Below are 18,497 nucleotides of genomic sequence, written 5' to 3' on the forward strand. Positions count from 1 at the left end.
TTAATTAATAATTTTTTATGATCTACAGTATGACTGGTTACGGCAAAGCTGAAAAGCTTCAGAATGGCACTTCGATCGCCGTCGAAATACGTTCGCTCAACAATCGATACCTTGATTTGACATTTAAATGCCCCCGCCTTTTTCTTTACCGGGAAAATGAAGTCAAAGAGTTCCTGAAAAAGAAAATTGAACGTGGAAAAATTTCGCTGACCGTTACGGTTCAATCCAATCAGTACAACTTTACCAACATGCGTATCGATCATGATCTGGTAAAACAATATGTGCATATGCTGCGGGAAGCTTCAGAAAAAGCCGGAATCGGAGGCGAGATCAAGCTCGAACACCTACTTAATTTCTCGGACATTTTCTCCGCCAATACCGACGACGAAGAATACAATCTGCTCTGGAAAGATATTCTCGACGCTACGAACCAGGCGATTGATGAATTAAATGAGATGCGGCGAAAAGAAGGCGATCAATTGGCAAAAGACCTGATTGGTCGTGTTCAACTCGTCGAAAACTATCTCAACAAGATTACTGAACTGGCTAAAAACGAAGTCAGCCTTGAATTTGCTAAATTGCAGGAACGGCTTGTAAAGCTTTTAGAACGAACAGATATGGATCCACAACGTTTGCAGATGGAAATTGCCGTCCTTGCAGACAAAGTTGATATTACAGAAGAATTAGTACGTTTTCGAAGCCATAATAAATTGTTCGTCGATCTGATTCATGGAAAAGAAACGCAAATTGGAAGAAAGTTAAATTTCATCGCTCAGGAAATGGGCCGCGAAGCCAATACGATCGGCTCCAAATCATCGCTACCGGAAGTTATTCATACCGTTGTATCCATTAAAGAAGAGCTTGAAAAACTCCGCGAACAAATTCAGAACGTCGAATAATGTTTGAAAATCTAGAATATTGGTGGCAGACTCTTAATGCACTTGACACGGCCACAATTTATCTGCTTATTTTTCTAAGTGGATATCTGGAAAATTGCATACCCCCTATTCCTGGCGATATGGTAACCGTATTTGCCGCCAGTATGGTTGGTACCGGAAGACTCAATTATTTCCTAACATTTTTAACGGCCACCGCTGGCAATCTTTCCGGGTTTATGACCATGTATCATATTGCACGTTACTTTGGAAAAGATTTTTTTGTCAGAAAAAATTATCGTTTCTTTCCTGTGGAAAACATCGAAAAAGCCGAAGCCTGGTTTAACCGACATGGCTATCGAATCATTTTGTTCAATCGCTTTTTGAGCGGACTTCGTTCGGTTATTTCAATTTTTGCCGGAATGGCTCATTTAAAACGAAGGAAGATCATTCCTTTGGCGCTGTTGAGTGCATGTATGTGGGATGGAGTCCTCATTTACGGCGGCTTTTTACTTGGAGATAACTGGAAGGGATTCATTAAAATTGTTGAACAATATAATAAAATTGTAGTCACGCTGATTGTTTTGTTTATTACTATTTTTATAGTCCGAAAATTAGTAATACGGTATAAAACTAAATCGCATAATCGCTCAACCAATGTTAACGAATAAATCCTATCCTTCTCTTTCGTCTACAACTCCTCAAGCACTTAAAATAATTCTGGCGTCCGAAAAAAAAGACATCATCGGAAAAACCGGCCATGAAAAATGGGGATTGGAATTATCTGCAACGCTTACTCAATTTCACGATGGCATTCTCACACATGTGTTCAGCCAATTCTTAAACGAACGATTTGATGAGCAACTCCCTCCTTTGTGTATGATCGCACTCGGAGGTTATGGCCGTAATGAATTGAATATTTATTCGGACATCGACATCAATTTTATTTATTCGTCTACTTCCCGCGGCGAATCCGATGCCATCCATGAAACGGTTCATGCCATAGTACGGTATCTTTGGGACATAGGTCTCGAAATTGGCCATAGTATTCGTAGTATTGATGATGCACTTAATTTTGCTAAAAGCGATTTAGACATTAAAACATCGTTTCTGGAATCGCGATTCATTACCGGACATTCAGGCTGCTTTAATGATTTCCAGGATGTCATGGTTTCAAAAATTTTTAGAAACCACTTCGAAGAATTCGTTCAGGCGCGCTTCGAAATCGCCGATGTGCGTCACCAGCAATTTGGACGTTCCAGCCGTTTGTTAGAACCTAACCTTAAAGAAAGCGCTGGCGGTCTTCGCGATATTCATGAATGCTTATGGCTGACGAATGCTTGGTTGTTACAAGATCAACCATGGCCGGTTACAGACAGCCAATCCATGTGCATACGGGCGCTTCAAAACCTGGCTGAACACAAAATAATCACCTCTGAAAAATTATCAGAAGTAACGAAAGCGTTCGATTTTATTCTAAAAGTCAGAAATCACCTTCATGTTTTAAATCAACGCCGTCAAGATGTGCTCACCTATCCGATGCAATCAAAAGTTTCTGAGAACTTGGCATTCCTTGATAGCAACGATTCACGCGGTGTTGAACTGTTTATGCAGACTTTTTATCTTCACGCCCGCAATGTTGCCAATTGCACAGCCTTGGTACGCTATAAACTTAAGTCTTCAACGAAAAATACTCCCAACATTAGCGGACAATTCGTGGAAGTCGAAAACCAATTCTATGTGGATACCGGGTCAATACCTCAAATGTTGTTCTACCGAGGCGACTTGGACGATGATTTAAAGCGGGTACCGGCACTGCTGATGAAAATTTTCTTATACTCACAAAAATACCATGCCGAATTGAGCGAACAATTAGAAAATGCAGTGCGTGAAAATTTGCAATTGATTAACGAGAGCTTCATTCAATCCAAATCCATCGGGCATGATTTCCAGGAGATTTGGCGTTATGAAGGTCAAGTTGCATTATGTTTAAAAAAAATGCATGACCTCGAATTTCTGGAACATTATCTGCCGGAATTCGGCTTTATCGTCGCCAATTATAATTATAACGTATACCACGCTTTTACAACCGATGAACATCTGATTGTATCCATTCAAAAATTAGAACAACTGTTTTACGAACAAGACGGATCCGCTGCCGGTCATTTAAAAAAAATTTACGATGAACTATCGTTGTATGAAAAATATCAACTGTATTGGGCCGTTTTCCTTCATGACATTGGCAAATCGCGCGGCGGCGATCATTCGGTTATCGGTGCAGAATTGGCAAAAACCATATTTGACCGAATTGGCTTCACAGACGAACGCGAGCCGATTTATTTCTTGATCAGACAGCATTTGACGATGGAGCAAATCGCCTTTCGCCGGAATTTAAAAGATCCGTCGACCATTAAAAATTTCGCTGATACAATCCAAAATCACCGATGGCTCAAAATGCTTTATGTGCTAACGTTTGCTGATATGTCGGCTGCCAATAAAAATGTGTGGACAGAATGGAAAGGCTTGTTGCTTCACGAACTGTATACCAAAGCGGACGCCTATCTTAAAAATAAAGAGCATGGTAGCGGCGAAATATCTAATTGGAACGAATTAGATTACGAATCCATTCAGTTTCAGTCCGATCTGGATGTCAAATTCAGCGATAAAATCAATTATACCGAAATTACCGTTATCACTTCGGATGATCCATACCGGCTATCGCAAATCTGTGGCGCGATGGCCGTATGTGATGTAAGCATCTTTGATGCGCATGTTTTTACGCGCCATGATGGTGTTATTATCGATCAGTTTCGTGTCGTAGATTTTCGAAGTCACCAATCGCTTTCACAGGTTCAACAGAACAAATTAGAATCGGCTTTACAAGATATATTGATCAGAAAGATGGGCATTGAAGAAAAAATTGAAAAGGCCAAACAACGATGGAAAAGGCTGAAATATCAAAATCTGGTTGCTACTGAAATTCATTTTGAAGACGACCACAGGCATTCGATCGTAGACATTTTCACTTCAGACCGTGTTGGCTTATTGTATACCATTACCAAAACGTTATCGGATTTGCAACTCAACATTACGGCAGCAAAGATTGGAACGCGATTGGACGGCGTAGCCGATTGTTTCTACATCACTGAAAAAAACGGCGAAAAAATCACGGCTATCACACGACAGAATGAAATACGCAAAAAATTAACTGAAGCATTAAATAAATAATCGCTACATTTATGTATTCAGTTCAAATTCAATGAAAATTTCGCCGTTCTCGATGAGCACCGGATAATGACGCAGAGCTATTCCACTATGATTAAGACATTCGCCGCTAAGAATATCGTATTCCCATCCGTGCCATGAGCAAACTAATTTTGTTCCTTTGATCTTTCCGGTCGTTGCCAGCGGCGCATTCATGTGTTTGCACAAACCATCCATCGCATGAATAACCCCATCAATTCGATACACTGCAATCTGTCGTGCAAAAATCTTAAGCGTCCTCACTGAACCTTCGGATAATTCCGATTCGCTGCAAACTTTAAACTTCTTTATGCCAGCCATCACTTCACCTGTAATACCAGGCATTTGAGATACTCCGTTTCACGCATCGACAGAAGAATAGGATGATCTTTCGGCTGCCCGTGTGTTTCCAACAAAATTGCATCACGTCCTGCACTCACAATACCTTGTTGTACCGTGTTGCGAAATGTTTCTGGATCAATCGCATGAGAACAACTACAAGTAATAAGAATACCACCTTGCGCAAGCGCCTTGGCAGCCCGACGGTTAATTTCGCGGTAACCTTTGACTGCGTCTTTGACTTCGCTGCGCGATTTGGCAAACGCCGGTGGGTCAAGAATAATTATGTCCCAACGTTCTTTTGCGTCATTAATATTTTTTAATTCATCAAAAACATTAACCGCTTTAAACGAACATTGTGATAACTTATTAAGCTCCGCATGTTCCCTGCATTGGTTCACCGCGGCTTCAGAAATATCCAATCCGACTACTTCTTTCGCGCCAAATCGTGCCGCGTTCAAACTCCACCCACCAATATGAGAAAAGCAATCCAATACACGTTTGCCATTTGCAAACGCCCGAGTCAGTTTCTGATTTTCACGCTGATCCAGAAAAAAACCGGTTTTTTGTCCGTTCAGTAAATCGAGTTGGAAAGTCAATCCATCAATGTCGACAGCAACTTTTTCAGGCATCTCTCCAAACACGGTTTTTTTGGTCAATTCCAAATGTTCAAGCTTGCGAATAGTTGAATCGTTGCGCTCGACGATAGTTTTGGGATTGAATAGCTTTTTAAGCGATTCATAAATCAATGGAAGTAACCGTTCAATACCGGCTGTCAGCGATTGCACTACAAAAAAATCTTCATAACGATCGATCACAAGTCCCGGTAAAAAATCCGATTCACCGAAAACAACACGATAACAGCGCGCATCCGGAATCAGATATTCTCTCCGCTTAGCGGCTTCCCGAATGCGCTCAAAAACAAATTGTTCCTCAACGGTTTCGTGTTGGCGAGTCATCAGGCGCACCGCAATCAGCGAATGAGGATTAACATATCCGATTCCAATAAAATACCCGTTATGATCCGCTACTTCGACCATTTCGCCCGGATCGAATTCTTTGAGGTTACTTTGGATTTCATTGCTGAAAATCCAAAGATGGCCGTTACGCACACGGTCGTCGTTTTTTGATTTGAGTTGAATTGTTTTCATGCAAATATTGGTTTGAGACCGGCAATGTTATTAAATATAAATTGCTTTTGCAAATCCTAATTGATATATTCGCCGCAATTAAAAATAAACTGCGAAAGTTATTGTAAAACATGGTTGTTGAATTCATTCGGAATTTCTGTATTATCGCTCATATCGATCACGGCAAATCCACGCTGGCAGACCGTTTGCTTGAATTTACCCACACGATTAACAAACGGGAGATGGAAAACCAGGTACTCGACAACATGGATCTGGAAAAAGAACGCGGCATTACCATCAAAGCACATGCCATCCGGATGGAATATAAAGCCAAAGATAAAAACTCTTATGTTCTTAATTTGATTGACACTCCGGGACATGTGGATTTTACTTATGAAGTATCGCGCAGTCTTGCAGCTTGTGAAGGCGCTATTCTTGTGGTTGATGCATCGCAAGGCGTTGAAGCTCAGACGATCAGCAATTTATATCTCGCGATCGAAGCCGGATTACACATTATTCCGGTTGTCAATAAAATCGACTTACCGAGCGCAGAGCCTGAACGCGTGTGCCAGGAAATCATTGATCTGATCGGATGCAACCGGGAAGAAATCGTTTTGGCCAGCGCCAAAGCCGGTATTGGCATAGAAGAAATTCTTGAAGAAATTGTAAAAACAATCCCGCATCCTAAAGGCGATGCTGCAAAGCCCTTACAAGCTCTGATTTTTGATTCGGTTTTCGATTCATTCAGAGGCGCTATTGCTTACGTACGCGTGTTTGAAGGTGAGTTGAATGAAGGCGACCGCATCAAATTCTTTTCCACCAATAAAAATCACCTCGCCGATGAAATTGGTTTCTTACGCCTTGATCGCGTAAAAACCGACAAACTGATGCCCGGGGAAGTCGGCTATATCGTCGGCAATATTCGTGAAATCAGCGACATTCGCGTCGGTGACACTATTACGAATACAGACAATCCTGCTGACGAACCGCTAGCCGGCTATAAAGACATCAAACCCATGGTCTTCAGTGGTATTTATCCGACTAACAGCGATGACTTTGAAGAACTTCGATCCTCGCTTGAAAAACTCAAGCTGAATGATTCCTCGTTGATTTACGAACCGGAAACATCGGCAGCGTTAGGTTTTGGCTTCCGTTGCGGTTTTCTCGGATTGCTGCACATGGAAATCGTACAAGAACGTCTCGAGCGCGAATTCAATATAAGCATGATCACAACTGTTCCCAATGTGCGCTATCGCGTCTTCAAAACGAACGGTGAAATGATTGAAGTCAGCAATCCGTCGACTATGCCGTCCGCCGGTGTTATCGAACATGTTGAAGAACCGTATATCAAAGCGCAAATCATCACCCCTTCTGAATTTATCGGCAACATCATGCAACTGGCGATGGAACGGCGCGGTATTTATATCAATACGCAATATATTTCCCCAACACGCGCTGATTTGAGTTTTGAATTTCCTTTGTCAGAAATTATTTTCGATTTTTATGACAAGTTAAAATCATCGACACGTGGTTACGCTTCATTTGATTATGAATACGCCGGTTACAAAGACGGCGACCTGGTCAAACTTGACATTTTGATCAACAGCGATCCAGTTGATGCCTTTTCCAGCATTATTCACCGAGACAAAGCATACGAATGGGGCCGTAAACTCTGCGAAAAGCTTAAAGACCTGATTCCGCGTCAAATGTTTGAAGTCATAATTCAGGCGGCCATCGGAAGCAAAATTATCGCCCGCGACAGTATCCGGGCTATGCGCAAAGACGTAACCGCTAAATGTTATGGCGGAGATATTTCCCGTAAACGGAAATTGCTCGAACGCCAGAAAGAGGGTAAAAAACGCATGAAACAAGTTGGAAGCGTGGAAATTCCACAGGAAGCGTTTCTTGCCGTATTGAAAATTTCAGATTAAAATGAGCGGAACTTCCAATATAAATTCTATCGTAGTTTTGGTTACGATCGGCCGTGAAGACGAAGCAGCTAAACTGGCTAAAACTTTAGTCGATGAAAAATTAGCGGCATGTTGCAATGTGATCGAAAAAATCCGTTCGATCTACAGATGGGAAGGAAAAGTCTGCGATGAAAGCGAAACGCTTTTGATCATCAAAACGATTGGGAAGAACTACGATAGACTTGAAAAACGTATTAAAGAACTTCATAGCTACCAGATACCCGAAATCATAGCATTAGACATTACTCAGGGATCCCCTGCCTACCTCGCATGGCTCGCCGAAAATTCTCAACTTTAAGCAATGGCTAATTTTTTCTTCGGAGGTTCGGTCAATTTTTGATCGGCCATTGACTCATAAACGCGTACAATTTTGCGCGCTTTTTGCGAAACCTGCTCGCATAATCCAGCCAGAACTACCAACGCCGAATCATTTGTTTCGTTCGCCGTAAAATACTTTAATTCTTTTTTGGCGGCATCAAGATGCTTTTGAATCTGTGCGATCATCGTTTTAAAAATGGAAAATGTACGCATCAGCTTCAACAAACTTATACGATTAGCTTCATTTAGATTCTGGATGTATTTTTTGATATCGGCTTTATTATTTTTTGGAACCGCATGGAGCAGTTCGATGATCGGTAAACTGAAATACCCGTTTGCCAAATCGTTGTCCGAATCCTCTATCACTCCCAATAAATCTTCAAGATCGTCCACTAACTGATAGGCGATACCTAATTGATGTCCGAATGAACTCATACGCTGAATGGCCGTTTGATCGGCTGACGTCAAACGGATACCAATTGATGCCGCCATCGCAAAAAGTACCGCCGTTTTATTGGCAATAATTTCGAAATATTCTTTTGACGTAATGTCCCAGTTGTATTGTAATTTATTGGATGTAATTTCGCTGCGGATCATGAGCTGAATCGTATCTAAAAAATACTTTACAACTTCGGCGGGCAAATGCTTGACCATTAAATTAATGCTCTCGGCAAGAAGATAATCGCCGGTTAAAATCGATTTTGAAATGCCGACTTCTTTCTGAGAAGTCAATCGGTTGCGCCGTGACTCCGTACGATCCAATACATCATCGTGAAACAACGACGCCAGATGAAAAAGTTCAATGGCTGCGGAACCGTATGCCAGCACTTTGGTCTCGCTTTCCCCTAATTGTGCCGATGCTCCGACAATCATCGGACGTAGCCTTTTTCCCCCGCTATGCTGCGATTTCAAGAGTTCCTTGAGCGCGGCGCTACCCGTTCTTTCAAAAATCTCATGAATAACCAATTCTGTATCTTTGACCAACGCTTGTAGCCACGGAATGTGTTCAAAATTTTTCATGAATTTCCTTTATTTCCATTGAATCGGAATTTTTCGTAACGTGGACGATGTAACTTCTTCGCCTTGAATGAATCGTTCGAGAAGCACATTGACGGCTTCGGAAATTTTATGCATATCATCGAGGCGCTTTAAAAAAACAGACGCTTTTTTACGGTCCACGGCATTCATCGATGATATGGACGAACGTAACAAATCCGAACTGCGGCTGATCGTATCTAGTACGGGCTCAAGTTCGCGCTTTTTGCGTTCCCGTACAAAGTGGATGATCACTTTCCACATATCTTCGTCCAATTCATAATAATCTTTGCGATCGCCTTTGACGCGAACTTTTCGGATGATTCCCCATTCTTTTAAAGCACGGATATTCATGCTGACGTTCCCCCGGCTTATACCTAACTGCACGCTCATGTCATCCAGTGTAAGCGGTTTGTCGCTTGCAAAAAGAAGTGCATACAGTTGACCCATGACCTTATTGATACCCCAGAACGAACCTACTTCACCCCATCGCTGGGTAAAATGTTCAACCGATTTTTCCAAGGCCTTGTTCATGTGTCCTTAAAAGGATTTAGTATAATTCTGTCAAAGTTTCAAAAAATTCTGAAACTTTGATGTGGCGACAATTTATGCGAATCGCCAAGAATTGTCAAGGAAAGAAGATTTAACTCGAAAATACTGAACCGCTAAGTTTATGAAATCATAAATTGCTTGAATACCAAAACAATTCTGGCTAATTTTGTTTACAAATTTCAAAGGAAAAGTCTTGTATTCTCACGAACATTTCATCCGGCAAACGCTGAAACTCGCTAAAAAAGCTGAAGGAAAGACGTTGACCAATCCCATGGTTGGGGCGGTTCTGGTATGTTTGCGCAATAATCAACGCCATATAATTGGCCAGGGCTTCCACAAAGGATATGGAAAACCGCACGCCGAAATCGAGGCTATCGAAGACGCCAAACGTAACGGATATTCTGATTTGTCCAATTGCACGTTGTATGTAAACCTGGAACCTTGTTGTCACTTTGGTAAGACGCCTCCATGTACTGACCGAATTTTATTGGAGAAAATTCCGCATGTTATTTTCGGAACGCTCGACCCGTTTAAGGAAGTAGCTGGAAAAGGCAAAAAAAAATTACTTGGAAACGGCGTGCAGGTTGAATTCGGGTTTCTTGAAGATGAATGCCGAGAATTGAATAAAGTGTTTTTCAAGCATGTAACCTACAGTTTACCGTGGATTACTTTGAAAATGGCCCAATCGTTAGATGGCAAAATTGCAACCTTGAACGGCGATTCCCAATGGATCAGTTCGGATTCATCACGCAAATTGGTTCACCGGTGGCGTACTGTTTATGACGCAGTGCTGGTCGGCGCCGATACCGTGCTGAAGGACAATCCTTCACTGAACGTCCGTTTGGTCCGCGGCCGTCACCCCAAAAGAATCATACTTGACGGACGACTGCGTCTTCCGGAAAAAGCGGCCGTTGTCCGCGATGCTCTGCGCAATCAAACTATTATTTTAACGTCAGAATCTGCTTCGGCAAAGAAGATCAAACTTTTTCGTGATCGCGGCGTTAAAGTGTATACGTTTAAAACTAATGGGTACCGGATCAATATCCGAAAGGCGCTGAAAAAAATTTTGTACGAAGAAAAAATCACATCTGTCTTGGTAGAAGGTGGCGCCATCGTACACGGCGAATTTCTGAAAGAAAAATTAGCGGACGAAATCGCTGTCTTTATTGCACCTAAATTGATCGGCAATGGACGAACTGCAATTAATGCAAATTTAGCTGGAACCATCAACCGGTCGATTCTATTGAAAAGTGTCACCTACTCAAAATCGGGTGATGATATATTATTGCGCGCACGGTTATAACGTATGGCATCGACAACATTCCATATAACCCTGGCTTTTTCGTACGGCTTCGCTATCGGTTTTGTAAACTCTATTCCCATCGGACCGATCAGCGTATCGATCATTGACACCAGTTTCCGCAAAGGTTTTTGGCAGGCATTCACGATTGGATTAGGTGCGCTGGTAATTGATATCCTGTATTGTACGATTGGGGTGTTTGGTATTACTGTATTTCAATCGCAGATTGAAACCGTATTTTTACCCTTGGGCTTTCCGGTACTGACTTTCTTAGGCGGACGCCTGGTGTACATGGGCATCAAAGACCAGTCTCCGCAAACTTTTCATCCGCCAACTCACAAAGATATTACCAAAAATTTTTCGCTGGGATTTATTCTGTATTTGACGAATCCACTTGCCATCGGATTCTGGGTATTCGCATTAGGAGTCATTTTTTCATATCAGCTCATTCGTCAGCAGATGCATGACCAGATTAGTTTTATCACAGGAATGGCCATCGGAACCACGCTCTGGTTTTTCCTGCTGGCTAAAATCGTGGCCTGGCGCCGCAAAACAATTTCGGAAGATACGATTCGAAAAATTTCAATAGGTACGGGCCTCATTTTAATCGCTTGCGGCTTGTATTTGGGTTATGAATATTTCAAAAAAATAGCATTATAAATTTCGACCAATCTTGTGATAAAAATCGAATTACTGATCTTTGATCTGGACGGGACACTGGTTGACTCCCTCAAGGATATTGCGCAGTCGGTGAATTTCACGCTACAACAGCTTGAAATTCAGTCGCTTCCTGAAAAACAAATTCAATCTTACGTTGGTGATGGAATCTCACTGTTACTTTCCCGGTGTCTGCAGACCCAGTGCGAACCCAATGAGTCTTTGCTGAAGGAAGCTTTGGGCATATACGAAAAGCATCATATGGATCATTGCCTGGATTATTCCAAATTGTATCCTGATGTTGAAGCCGTGTTGTCCCATTTTCAAAATAAAAATAAGATCATCATCAGCAATAAACCTGAAAATTTCACAAAAAAAGTTGTTCAAGGACTCGGCATTGCTCATTATTTCGACATCATTTTAGGCGGTGATAGCCTTCAAGAAAAAAAGCCAAGCCCCTTCCCTGTTTTATTTGCATTGAATAAGCTCCGAAAAGCGCCTCGTAGCGCTGTTATGATTGGTGACGGTCATCAGGATATTGCGTGCGGCAAAGCCGCTGGAATCTGGACATGCGGCGTCACCTACGGCTTTCGTTCAAAAGATGCGGTTGCAGACGCTGATTTCATCGTTGATCAATTGAACAAAATTAAATCCATTTTTAACTGATAGAATCTACATGAATTCCGTCAACACCAAAGATATTTTAAAAAGAGTGCGCCGGATCGAAATTAAAACGCGCGGCTTGGTCAATAACGTTTTCAGCGGCGAATACCATACTGTTTTCAAAGGCCGGGGCATGTCATTTTCCGAAGTGCGTGAATATCAATTCGGGGACGAAATCCGGTTTATCGACTGGAATGTGTCAGCGCGTATGGAACGGCCATATGTAAAAATCTTCGAAGAAGAACGTGAACAAACGTTGATGATTCTCTTCGATGCCAGTGCATCGGGCAATTTTGGAACGTTCCGCCAGATGAAAAGAGAATTAATGGTTGAAATGGCGGCTCTCGTCGCCTTCAGCGCAATTAAAAATAACGATAAAGTCGGATTGCTGATATTTACCGACCAGATTGAAAAATTCATTCCGCCAAAAAAAGGAAAATCCCATGTTTTACGATTGATCCGCGAAATCCTTGGATTTACACCCACTCATAAAGGCACGAATATCGGGGCCGCGCTGGAATATACCCGACACGTGCTGAACCGAAGGAGCATCGTATTTCTCATGAGCGATTTTGTTGACGATCAATTTGAAAAGCCGTTGCGTACCGTTGCCAAAAAACACGACTTGATCGGTATTCGTGTATTTGACCGACGGGAAAGAGAAATACCGAATGTCGGGCTCATGACATTGCAAGATGAAGAATCGGGTGAAAGGATTGACGTCGACACTACATCGACCGTTGTTAGAGAACACTTGAGAAAAAACGTACAAGAATGGACAAAAAAACAAGATACCCTTTTTCGTAAAAGCCGGGTCGATTTGATAGACGTCTCAACAGGCTCAGATTTTGTGGAATCCCTGATCCGGTTTTTTGAAACACGCGAAAAAAGAATGCGGCACGGCTAACCCTCGGTTTCTAATTTTTTCAATATTTTATGCAAAATAATCGTTGACTTAATCGATTAATTGTTTTAAGTTTACAAAAATAAATTCCTAGACTTGAATTTAGAATCAGATTGTGTAAAGTTCAACCCCACCTATCTAACTTACGAGGTATGACGTGGATTTAGTCTATAACAGGGCGAGAGACTTGCGTGATAAAGTTGAATCCGTGATGTTAAAGAAAATCGAATGGCAAATTCTCTTCTCCGTGGATGGTAAACGTTCCGTGTCACAAATCGCCAATAAAGTCCAGCGCGATGAAAATTTTGTTGGACAGATATTGCAATCGCTGGCTGGCAAACAGCTTGTCATCGGCGGCGGAGCTACAACTCCGGCTAAAGACAATGGGGTTGAAACCAAGAAAGCCGAAACCAAGAAAAAAGAGACTAAAAAAGAAGAACCCAAAGTCGAAAAAGTAAAAGAACCGGAACCGGTTAAAAAAGAAACCAAACCGGTTGTTGAAAAGAAGGCGGAAGCATTCGATCTCCAGTCGGTAATGACGGAAGAACCTAAACCGACAGCTACACCGGTCGTGAAACAACCGGCGGCTTCGGCAGCAAAATCCGGCGGTAAAAAGATTCTGGTTGTTGACGACAGTATTGTCATTCAAAAAATGGTCGAAATTGCGCTTGAAAACGAACAGTTCCAACTGAATGCGGCAATGAAAGGCGAAGATGCCGTTCGTTTAGCCAAAGAAAATCAACCGAGCTTGATCCTGTTGGATATCATGCTGCCGGATATGAGCGGACTGGACGTTATGAAAGCTATTCGCGCGCTCGGCGCTCCGTTTGATGCCGTGCCGATCGTTATTCTCAGCGGTAAAGATTCACCGCAAGATAAAGATGCGGCTTTAAATAACGGCGCGAACGATTTCCTTACCAAGCCTTTTCACGATGAAGATCTTCTGGCTAAGGTGCATGAATACCTCGGATAAAACGATCAACGCATAATGAAATCGTAGAACCCTAAACGTTTCCGCTTAGGGTTTTTTTTTCTATTTGAATATTATATGGCGGCTGTAAGCAAAACAAAAAAAATCGTCGACTTCTATTTGCCGGAATTGCTCAATCATTTCCGGAGCATGAGCGAACATCGTTTTTCTCCGATCAATTTCAGTATCATCAAAAAAATTATCCTGTCGGTTATCAATGCATCTGACCGGATGGAGCGCATTGATCAACTGAAAAATTCCCCTTCCCTCACTCCTTTCTTTCAATTCCTCCAGCAAATCCTGGAAATGGCTGAAAAAGAAGAAGTCAAAATCAGCCAGCTCATTGCCAATATTGAAAGTGATTCAGAAAAATTATACAACCTATTTACTCAAATCCTTCCGGCGCATGTTGATCTTAATGCCATGGAGACGGAGCTGCAAACGATTGGCATTACGATTGACCTGAATTATCTCAAAAAAACATACCTGTCAAAAACCGAAGAAAAAGTAACAGTTGCTCCCAAGCCGGTTATTACAAAAACTGAAACTCCAAAACCGGCTAAAAAGCCAATTCCAACTGAATTTGGTAAAGTCGATGATATGATTGGGTTCCTAAATGCGCGCGGGAAAAAAACTTCCGAGAAAAAGGAACCGGTTCCTTTTGATGAAGTCATTGACATGACGGCAGCAGCGGTCAAACAAGTTTTCGGGAAAAAAGTCGCACCGAAAATCGATAACGAAACGATGATTGCATTCCGGGAAGAAGTATCGTCGTATTCCAAAATGATTGAAGACAGTTTGAGCCGGTTACGCCGCCAAAACGATCGCTCGGCGCTCAGAGACATTCAGCAGTCCTCTCGCGCGCTCATTACGGCATCAAAACTGCTTAAATTCAAAGTGTTGACGGACACTTGTCAATCCATGATGACCGTATATACCGAAGCCATAGGAAAAGAATTGGCCGCAACGTCCGAACTTATTGATCTAACGGGCGAGACTATGCACGCATTAAAAACATTTGCTGAAACACAACAACTGACTGAAGAAAATTTCCTGGCTTTATCACGACAATTCTCGCAATTTAAATTTGGCTCCGCTGTTCCTACACCGTCTAAAGAAATAGAAAAAACTCAGAGCGAAGTACAATCGAAAACTGAAGAAAAGCCGAAGGTCATAGAAAAAACCAAGACTGAAGAAAAACCTGTCGTCGCAGTAGAATCAAAATCGGATGAAAAACAGACCGCTGGGGATTTGTCATGGATGGACTCGATGCAAAACGTCATCAGTCAGAATTTTCCGAAAACATCAGCAATGACAACGGAAATTCCTGAACCGGTCAAAGAAACTCCTAAAATTGAAACGAAAGAAGAAGAACACGAAACTACCGTTAAGCTTGATTTACCGCCAGAAACCCCAAAGACCGTCCCTATTGTACGAAAAAAACCGGCTACACCCACCGAACAAAACGTATTGGAGCCGGAAAAGCTTTTGGATATGATGGCCTCGCATGATCCGGACGTTGATTTGACACAGATGAAGATGCCGAGTTTTATTGAAAAAATGAGCGTTGAACCGGAAGATATTGTTGCTACGGCGGCGCCCAAAACTAAAAAGAAAAAATCAGTAACAAAAACCGAAAAAACTGTAATCAAAGAGGCCCCGAAAGTTTCTGAGACACAGGAAATTAAAAAAGCCGAAAAAACGGAAGTTAAATCCCCAATTCAATCAGAACCAACAGAATCAGATGGTTTGCTTCGTGAAATGTTTACAGAAATGGATGCTGAAATTCTTGAAATTTTTGAACAAGAAGCCGGCAGTTATTTCAAAATGTTCGATAAATCCATTGAAAAGCTACGTACCAATCTTAAAGACGACAATGCAATCAAAGACCTCGAACGCGCCAGTCACAGTTTGAAAAGTTCGTCTCGTATGCTTGGCTTCGAAAAAATATCCGGACTCGCAGCATGTATCGAATTAATTACGGAAAGATTTTTCGAGAATGAAATTGTTCTCGATGCGTCGATGCTGCAACTTTTATATGACATTGTGATCGCACTCAAGCAGTTATTCAATCGCGCGGCGGTTGACGCATTGTCCATTGCCGAAAGGCTTGTTGCGTTGGAACGAACTTTATCAACACCGGATATTTTCATGCGCAATTTACCCAGTCTCAAAGCGGGTGCATCTAAACCGGTAACAGAAAAAGCTGTTAAAACCCCTGAGACTCCGATTCCCGAAAAAAATGAGGTCAAAGAAGTCAAAGAAGAAGATCAAGAATCTGGAAAAGATTATTTTGCATCGACCGGTGTCGATGAAGAGATCGTTCAAATCTTCAAAGAAGAGGCCGGCACTTACATTAAATCGATCAGTAATGCAGTCGTGTCTTTGAATAAAGATATCAATAACCTGACTGTAATGCGTGATATTGAAAAATCGGCGCATAGTTTACGCAGTTCGGCGAAAATGCTCGGATTCCTGAAAATCAGCAATCTTGCCCGACCGATTGAAGTATTGGCCGAACGAATTAATAAAGGAAAAGCACAAATCGACCCCGGAATGATTGCTTTATTCGATGAATCGTCTACAGTACTAAAAACCCTCGTCGCTGGCACGGACGTACCCGTTGACGACGTACTGGATCGATTATCAGCTGCAGAAAAGCAACCTGTGAGTACTGCCGATAAGCCCATTAAAAAAGAAAGCGAGGCAGTTGTGAAAAGTAAAAAGATCAAAAAAGAGCCTAAGACTTCACCCAAAGCTTTCACCGATATCCAATTAGATTCCGACCCGATACTCAAACGGCTTGTAACGGGAGAAAATGAATTGCTAAGCGAAATGGCTGAGTCCAGTCATTCGTTAAAATAGATATATTCGATACACTAACCAAGGGGCCACGCATGCGATCCAAAGGTGCGATCATCATTTTATTTGTTCTTCAAACGGCGTTCGTTTCAGCCGCGACAACATCCGGCGTGCTTAAAGGCGATGAGACATGGGAGGGCGTCGTACAAGTCACCGGCGACGTCATCGTTCCCGAAGGCGTCACTCTAACAATCAAACCCAATGCCTTGATCAAGTTTGCCGCTAATAGCGACGATCAGGAAAGCGGTTACGATATTACAAAATGCGAGCTGATCATTGAAGGCGTACTCCGGGCCGAAGGCAAAGACAAATACGAGATTCGTTTTACTTCCGGCAGCTTTACCCTACCCAACGAAACTGCAAAAAACAACCTTCAGCCTCAAGCCAGCGATTGGTATGGGATCATCTTTAAACGCGGCAATCACGATCGCAGCATTGTTTCATACAGTGTAGTGGAATTTGCGTATGATGGCATCACGTGTATTAACGCGTCGCCAAGAATTTTCCGGAACCGTATAGAAGGTAATTACTGGAATGGCATTTTGTGCGATATCATCTCCTCGCCCAAAATCAATAATAACGAAATCCTGAATAACGGTTATGCCGGCATTAATTGCAAAATCAATTCAACGCCGAGCATTACCAATAACGAAGTCACGGGCAATCGCTACGGGATTTTGGTGCAAGACGTGTCGGAGCCGGTTATTGGCGATCTGCGCCTTGGAGAAAATGTTGGCCGGAATGCGATCTACAATAATCTGGAGTTCAACCTCTATAATCATACTAAAAACGTCATTTACGCTCAACGAAACGACTGGGGCGACAATACCAATGCCGATCGCAGTATTCACGATGACGACGAAAACGGCAAGTTTGGGCTCGTAGTTTACACCCCTGTTTACACTTCCGGTAAAGTTTCATTTGTTGAATTCCAAACTTTTGCGCCCATTGACAATAAAGCCGCCGAGGAAGAAAAAGCCAAACGCGAAAAAGAAATCGAAGCGCTCAAGAAAAAACTCGAAATTAAAAAAGAAGATAAAACCTCTCAAAGTAAAACCAGCGGATTGGAAGAAAAATCCAACGAAGAGCAAAAGAAAATCCTGGCCGAACAGCAGAAAGAAAAAGAGCGACTACAACTATTGGAAGAACAAGCTCGTCAACAGGAGCAAATACGGGTTGAGCAAGAAAAACAACTGGCCGTTCAGAAAAAATTAGAAGAAGATAAGAAAAAAGAAGACGCTAAGAAAACTGAAATAAAGAAAGAAGTTAAAACAGAAGCATTTATTCCTACAAAAATGGCCAATGAATTGGATAATAATCCCAAACCGGTTACAAAAGTCAATCCTGTGATGCCCGATCTGGCCAAAAAAGCTAATTTGAGCGGAACAGTATCATTGCGTGTTCTTGTCGGAACGGGCGGTATTCCTGAAGAAATATATGTTTCAAAACGCATTGGTAATAAAGATTTTGATCAAATGATCAACGATGCCGCTATCGGAGCCGTCAAACAATGGACTTTTGAAACAGGGTTGTCGGGCGGTCAAACTGTAAAATATTGGACGGTCGTTACGATTCTGATGAAATAAAAAAAAATAAATCTCACAAGGCTGTATTGATTTCAATACGGCCTTTTTTTATGCTCTTTAAGAACTTCTCAAAACTGCTGTTGCAGAACCTTT

The 18,497-nt window shown here is 42.1% G+C and carries 16 protein-coding genes; 12 read left to right on the plus strand and 4 right to left on the minus strand.

From position 1 onward, the window contains the following. The first annotated feature begins 17 nt into the window (after positions 1-17). Genes K1X84_02980 through K1X84_02990 form a run of 3 tightly spaced genes read left to right on the plus strand, consistent with a single transcriptional unit; the run spans position 18 to position 4,103 of the window. Positions 18-899, plus strand: coding sequence for a YicC family protein (locus K1X84_02980; protein MBX7150578.1), 882 nt, complete (start codon positions 18-20; stop codon positions 897-899). Beyond that, a complete protein-coding gene (locus K1X84_02985) occupies positions 899-1,546 on the plus strand; it encodes a DedA family protein (protein MBX7150579.1) in 648 nt (215 codons plus the stop codon). The genes K1X84_02980 and K1X84_02985 overlap by 1 nt, the downstream gene beginning before the upstream one ends. Further along, positions 1,533-4,103 (plus strand): HD domain-containing protein, encoded by a 2,571-nt coding sequence (locus K1X84_02990; protein MBX7150580.1) that lies wholly within the window; start codon positions 1,533-1,535, stop codon positions 4,101-4,103. Before K1X84_02985 ends, K1X84_02990 begins: the two co-directional genes overlap by 14 nt. Before the next feature lie 9 nt (positions 4,104-4,112). Here the strand turns inward: K1X84_02990 and K1X84_02995 are convergent, their stop codons facing one another. Then, a complete protein-coding gene (locus K1X84_02995) occupies positions 4,113-4,463 on the minus strand; it encodes a Rieske (2Fe-2S) protein (protein MBX7150581.1) in 351 nt (116 codons plus the stop codon). After that, positions 4,439-5,608, minus strand: coding sequence for a class I SAM-dependent rRNA methyltransferase (locus K1X84_03000; protein ID MBX7150582.1), 1,170 nt, complete (start codon positions 5,606-5,608; stop codon positions 4,439-4,441). The genes K1X84_02995 and K1X84_03000 overlap by 25 nt, the downstream gene beginning before the upstream one ends. A gap of 110 nt (positions 5,609-5,718) precedes the next feature. Here K1X84_03000 and lepA point away from each other — a divergent pair, with 110 nt between their 5' ends. Together lepA and K1X84_03010 are read left to right on the plus strand one after the other, a co-directional pair. Further along, complete coding sequence (gene lepA / locus K1X84_03005; GenBank protein ID MBX7150583.1) at positions 5,719-7,518, plus strand: translation elongation factor 4; 1,800 nt, start codon at positions 5,719-5,721, stop codon at positions 7,516-7,518. A gap of 1 nt (position 7,519) precedes the next feature. After that, on the plus strand, positions 7,520-7,855 hold the full coding sequence (locus K1X84_03010; protein MBX7150584.1) for a divalent-cation tolerance protein CutA: 336 nt from the start codon (positions 7,520-7,522) through the stop codon (positions 7,853-7,855). Here the strand turns inward: K1X84_03010 and K1X84_03015 are convergent. Together K1X84_03015 and K1X84_03020 are read right to left on the minus strand one after the other, a co-directional pair. Next, positions 7,852-8,895, minus strand: coding sequence for a polyprenyl synthetase family protein (locus K1X84_03015; protein MBX7150585.1), 1,044 nt, complete (start codon positions 8,893-8,895; stop codon positions 7,852-7,854). The genes K1X84_03010 and K1X84_03015 overlap by 4 nt on opposite strands. 9 nt (positions 8,896-8,904) lie before the next feature. Beyond that, complete coding sequence (locus tag K1X84_03020; protein MBX7150586.1) at positions 8,905-9,444, minus strand: HTH domain-containing protein; 540 nt, start codon at positions 9,442-9,444, stop codon at positions 8,905-8,907. Between the two features lie 211 nt (positions 9,445-9,655). Between K1X84_03020 and ribD the strand changes: the two genes are divergently transcribed. The 7 genes from ribD to K1X84_03055 all read left to right on the plus strand — a co-directional run bounded on the left by ribD (position 9,656) and on the right by K1X84_03055 (position 18,404). Next, positions 9,656-10,765, plus strand: a complete 1,110-nt coding sequence (gene ribD / locus K1X84_03025) for a bifunctional diaminohydroxyphosphoribosylaminopyrimidine deaminase/5-amino-6-(5-phosphoribosylamino)uracil reductase RibD (protein MBX7150587.1) — start codon at positions 9,656-9,658, stop codon at positions 10,763-10,765. A gap of 3 nt (positions 10,766-10,768) precedes the next feature. Beyond that, positions 10,769-11,422: a LysE family translocator gene (locus tag K1X84_03030; GenBank protein ID MBX7150588.1), complete on the plus strand. Its 654-nt coding sequence runs from the start codon at positions 10,769-10,771 to the stop codon at positions 11,420-11,422. A gap of 15 nt (positions 11,423-11,437) precedes the next feature. Beyond that, positions 11,438-12,085 carry an HAD-IA family hydrolase gene (locus K1X84_03035; GenBank protein ID MBX7150589.1) on the plus strand — a complete coding sequence of 216 codons (648 nt, stop codon included), beginning with the start codon at positions 11,438-11,440 and terminating at the stop codon, positions 12,083-12,085. A gap of 10 nt (positions 12,086-12,095) precedes the next feature. Next, the gene (locus tag K1X84_03040) at positions 12,096-12,989 is read left to right on the plus strand and encodes a DUF58 domain-containing protein (protein MBX7150590.1); all 894 of its coding nucleotides are present in this window, start codon (positions 12,096-12,098) and stop codon (positions 12,987-12,989) included. Between the two features lie 154 nt (positions 12,990-13,143). Then, positions 13,144-13,959 (plus strand): response regulator, encoded by an 816-nt coding sequence (locus K1X84_03045; GenBank protein ID MBX7150591.1) that lies wholly within the window; start codon positions 13,144-13,146, stop codon positions 13,957-13,959. A 75-nt stretch (positions 13,960-14,034) separates the two neighbouring features. After that, a complete protein-coding gene (locus tag K1X84_03050; protein MBX7150592.1) occupies positions 14,035-16,821 on the plus strand; it encodes an Hpt domain-containing protein in 2,787 nt (928 codons plus the stop codon). Between the two features lie 32 nt (positions 16,822-16,853). Next, a complete protein-coding gene (locus K1X84_03055) occupies positions 16,854-18,404 on the plus strand; it encodes an energy transducer TonB (GenBank protein MBX7150593.1) in 1,551 nt (516 codons plus the stop codon). The last annotated feature ends 93 nt before the right edge of the window (positions 18,405-18,497 follow it).

It is taken from the genome of bacterium (assembly GCA_019695335.1).
Classification (GTDB): Bacteria; CLD3; CLD3; order SB21; family SB21; genus JABWBZ01.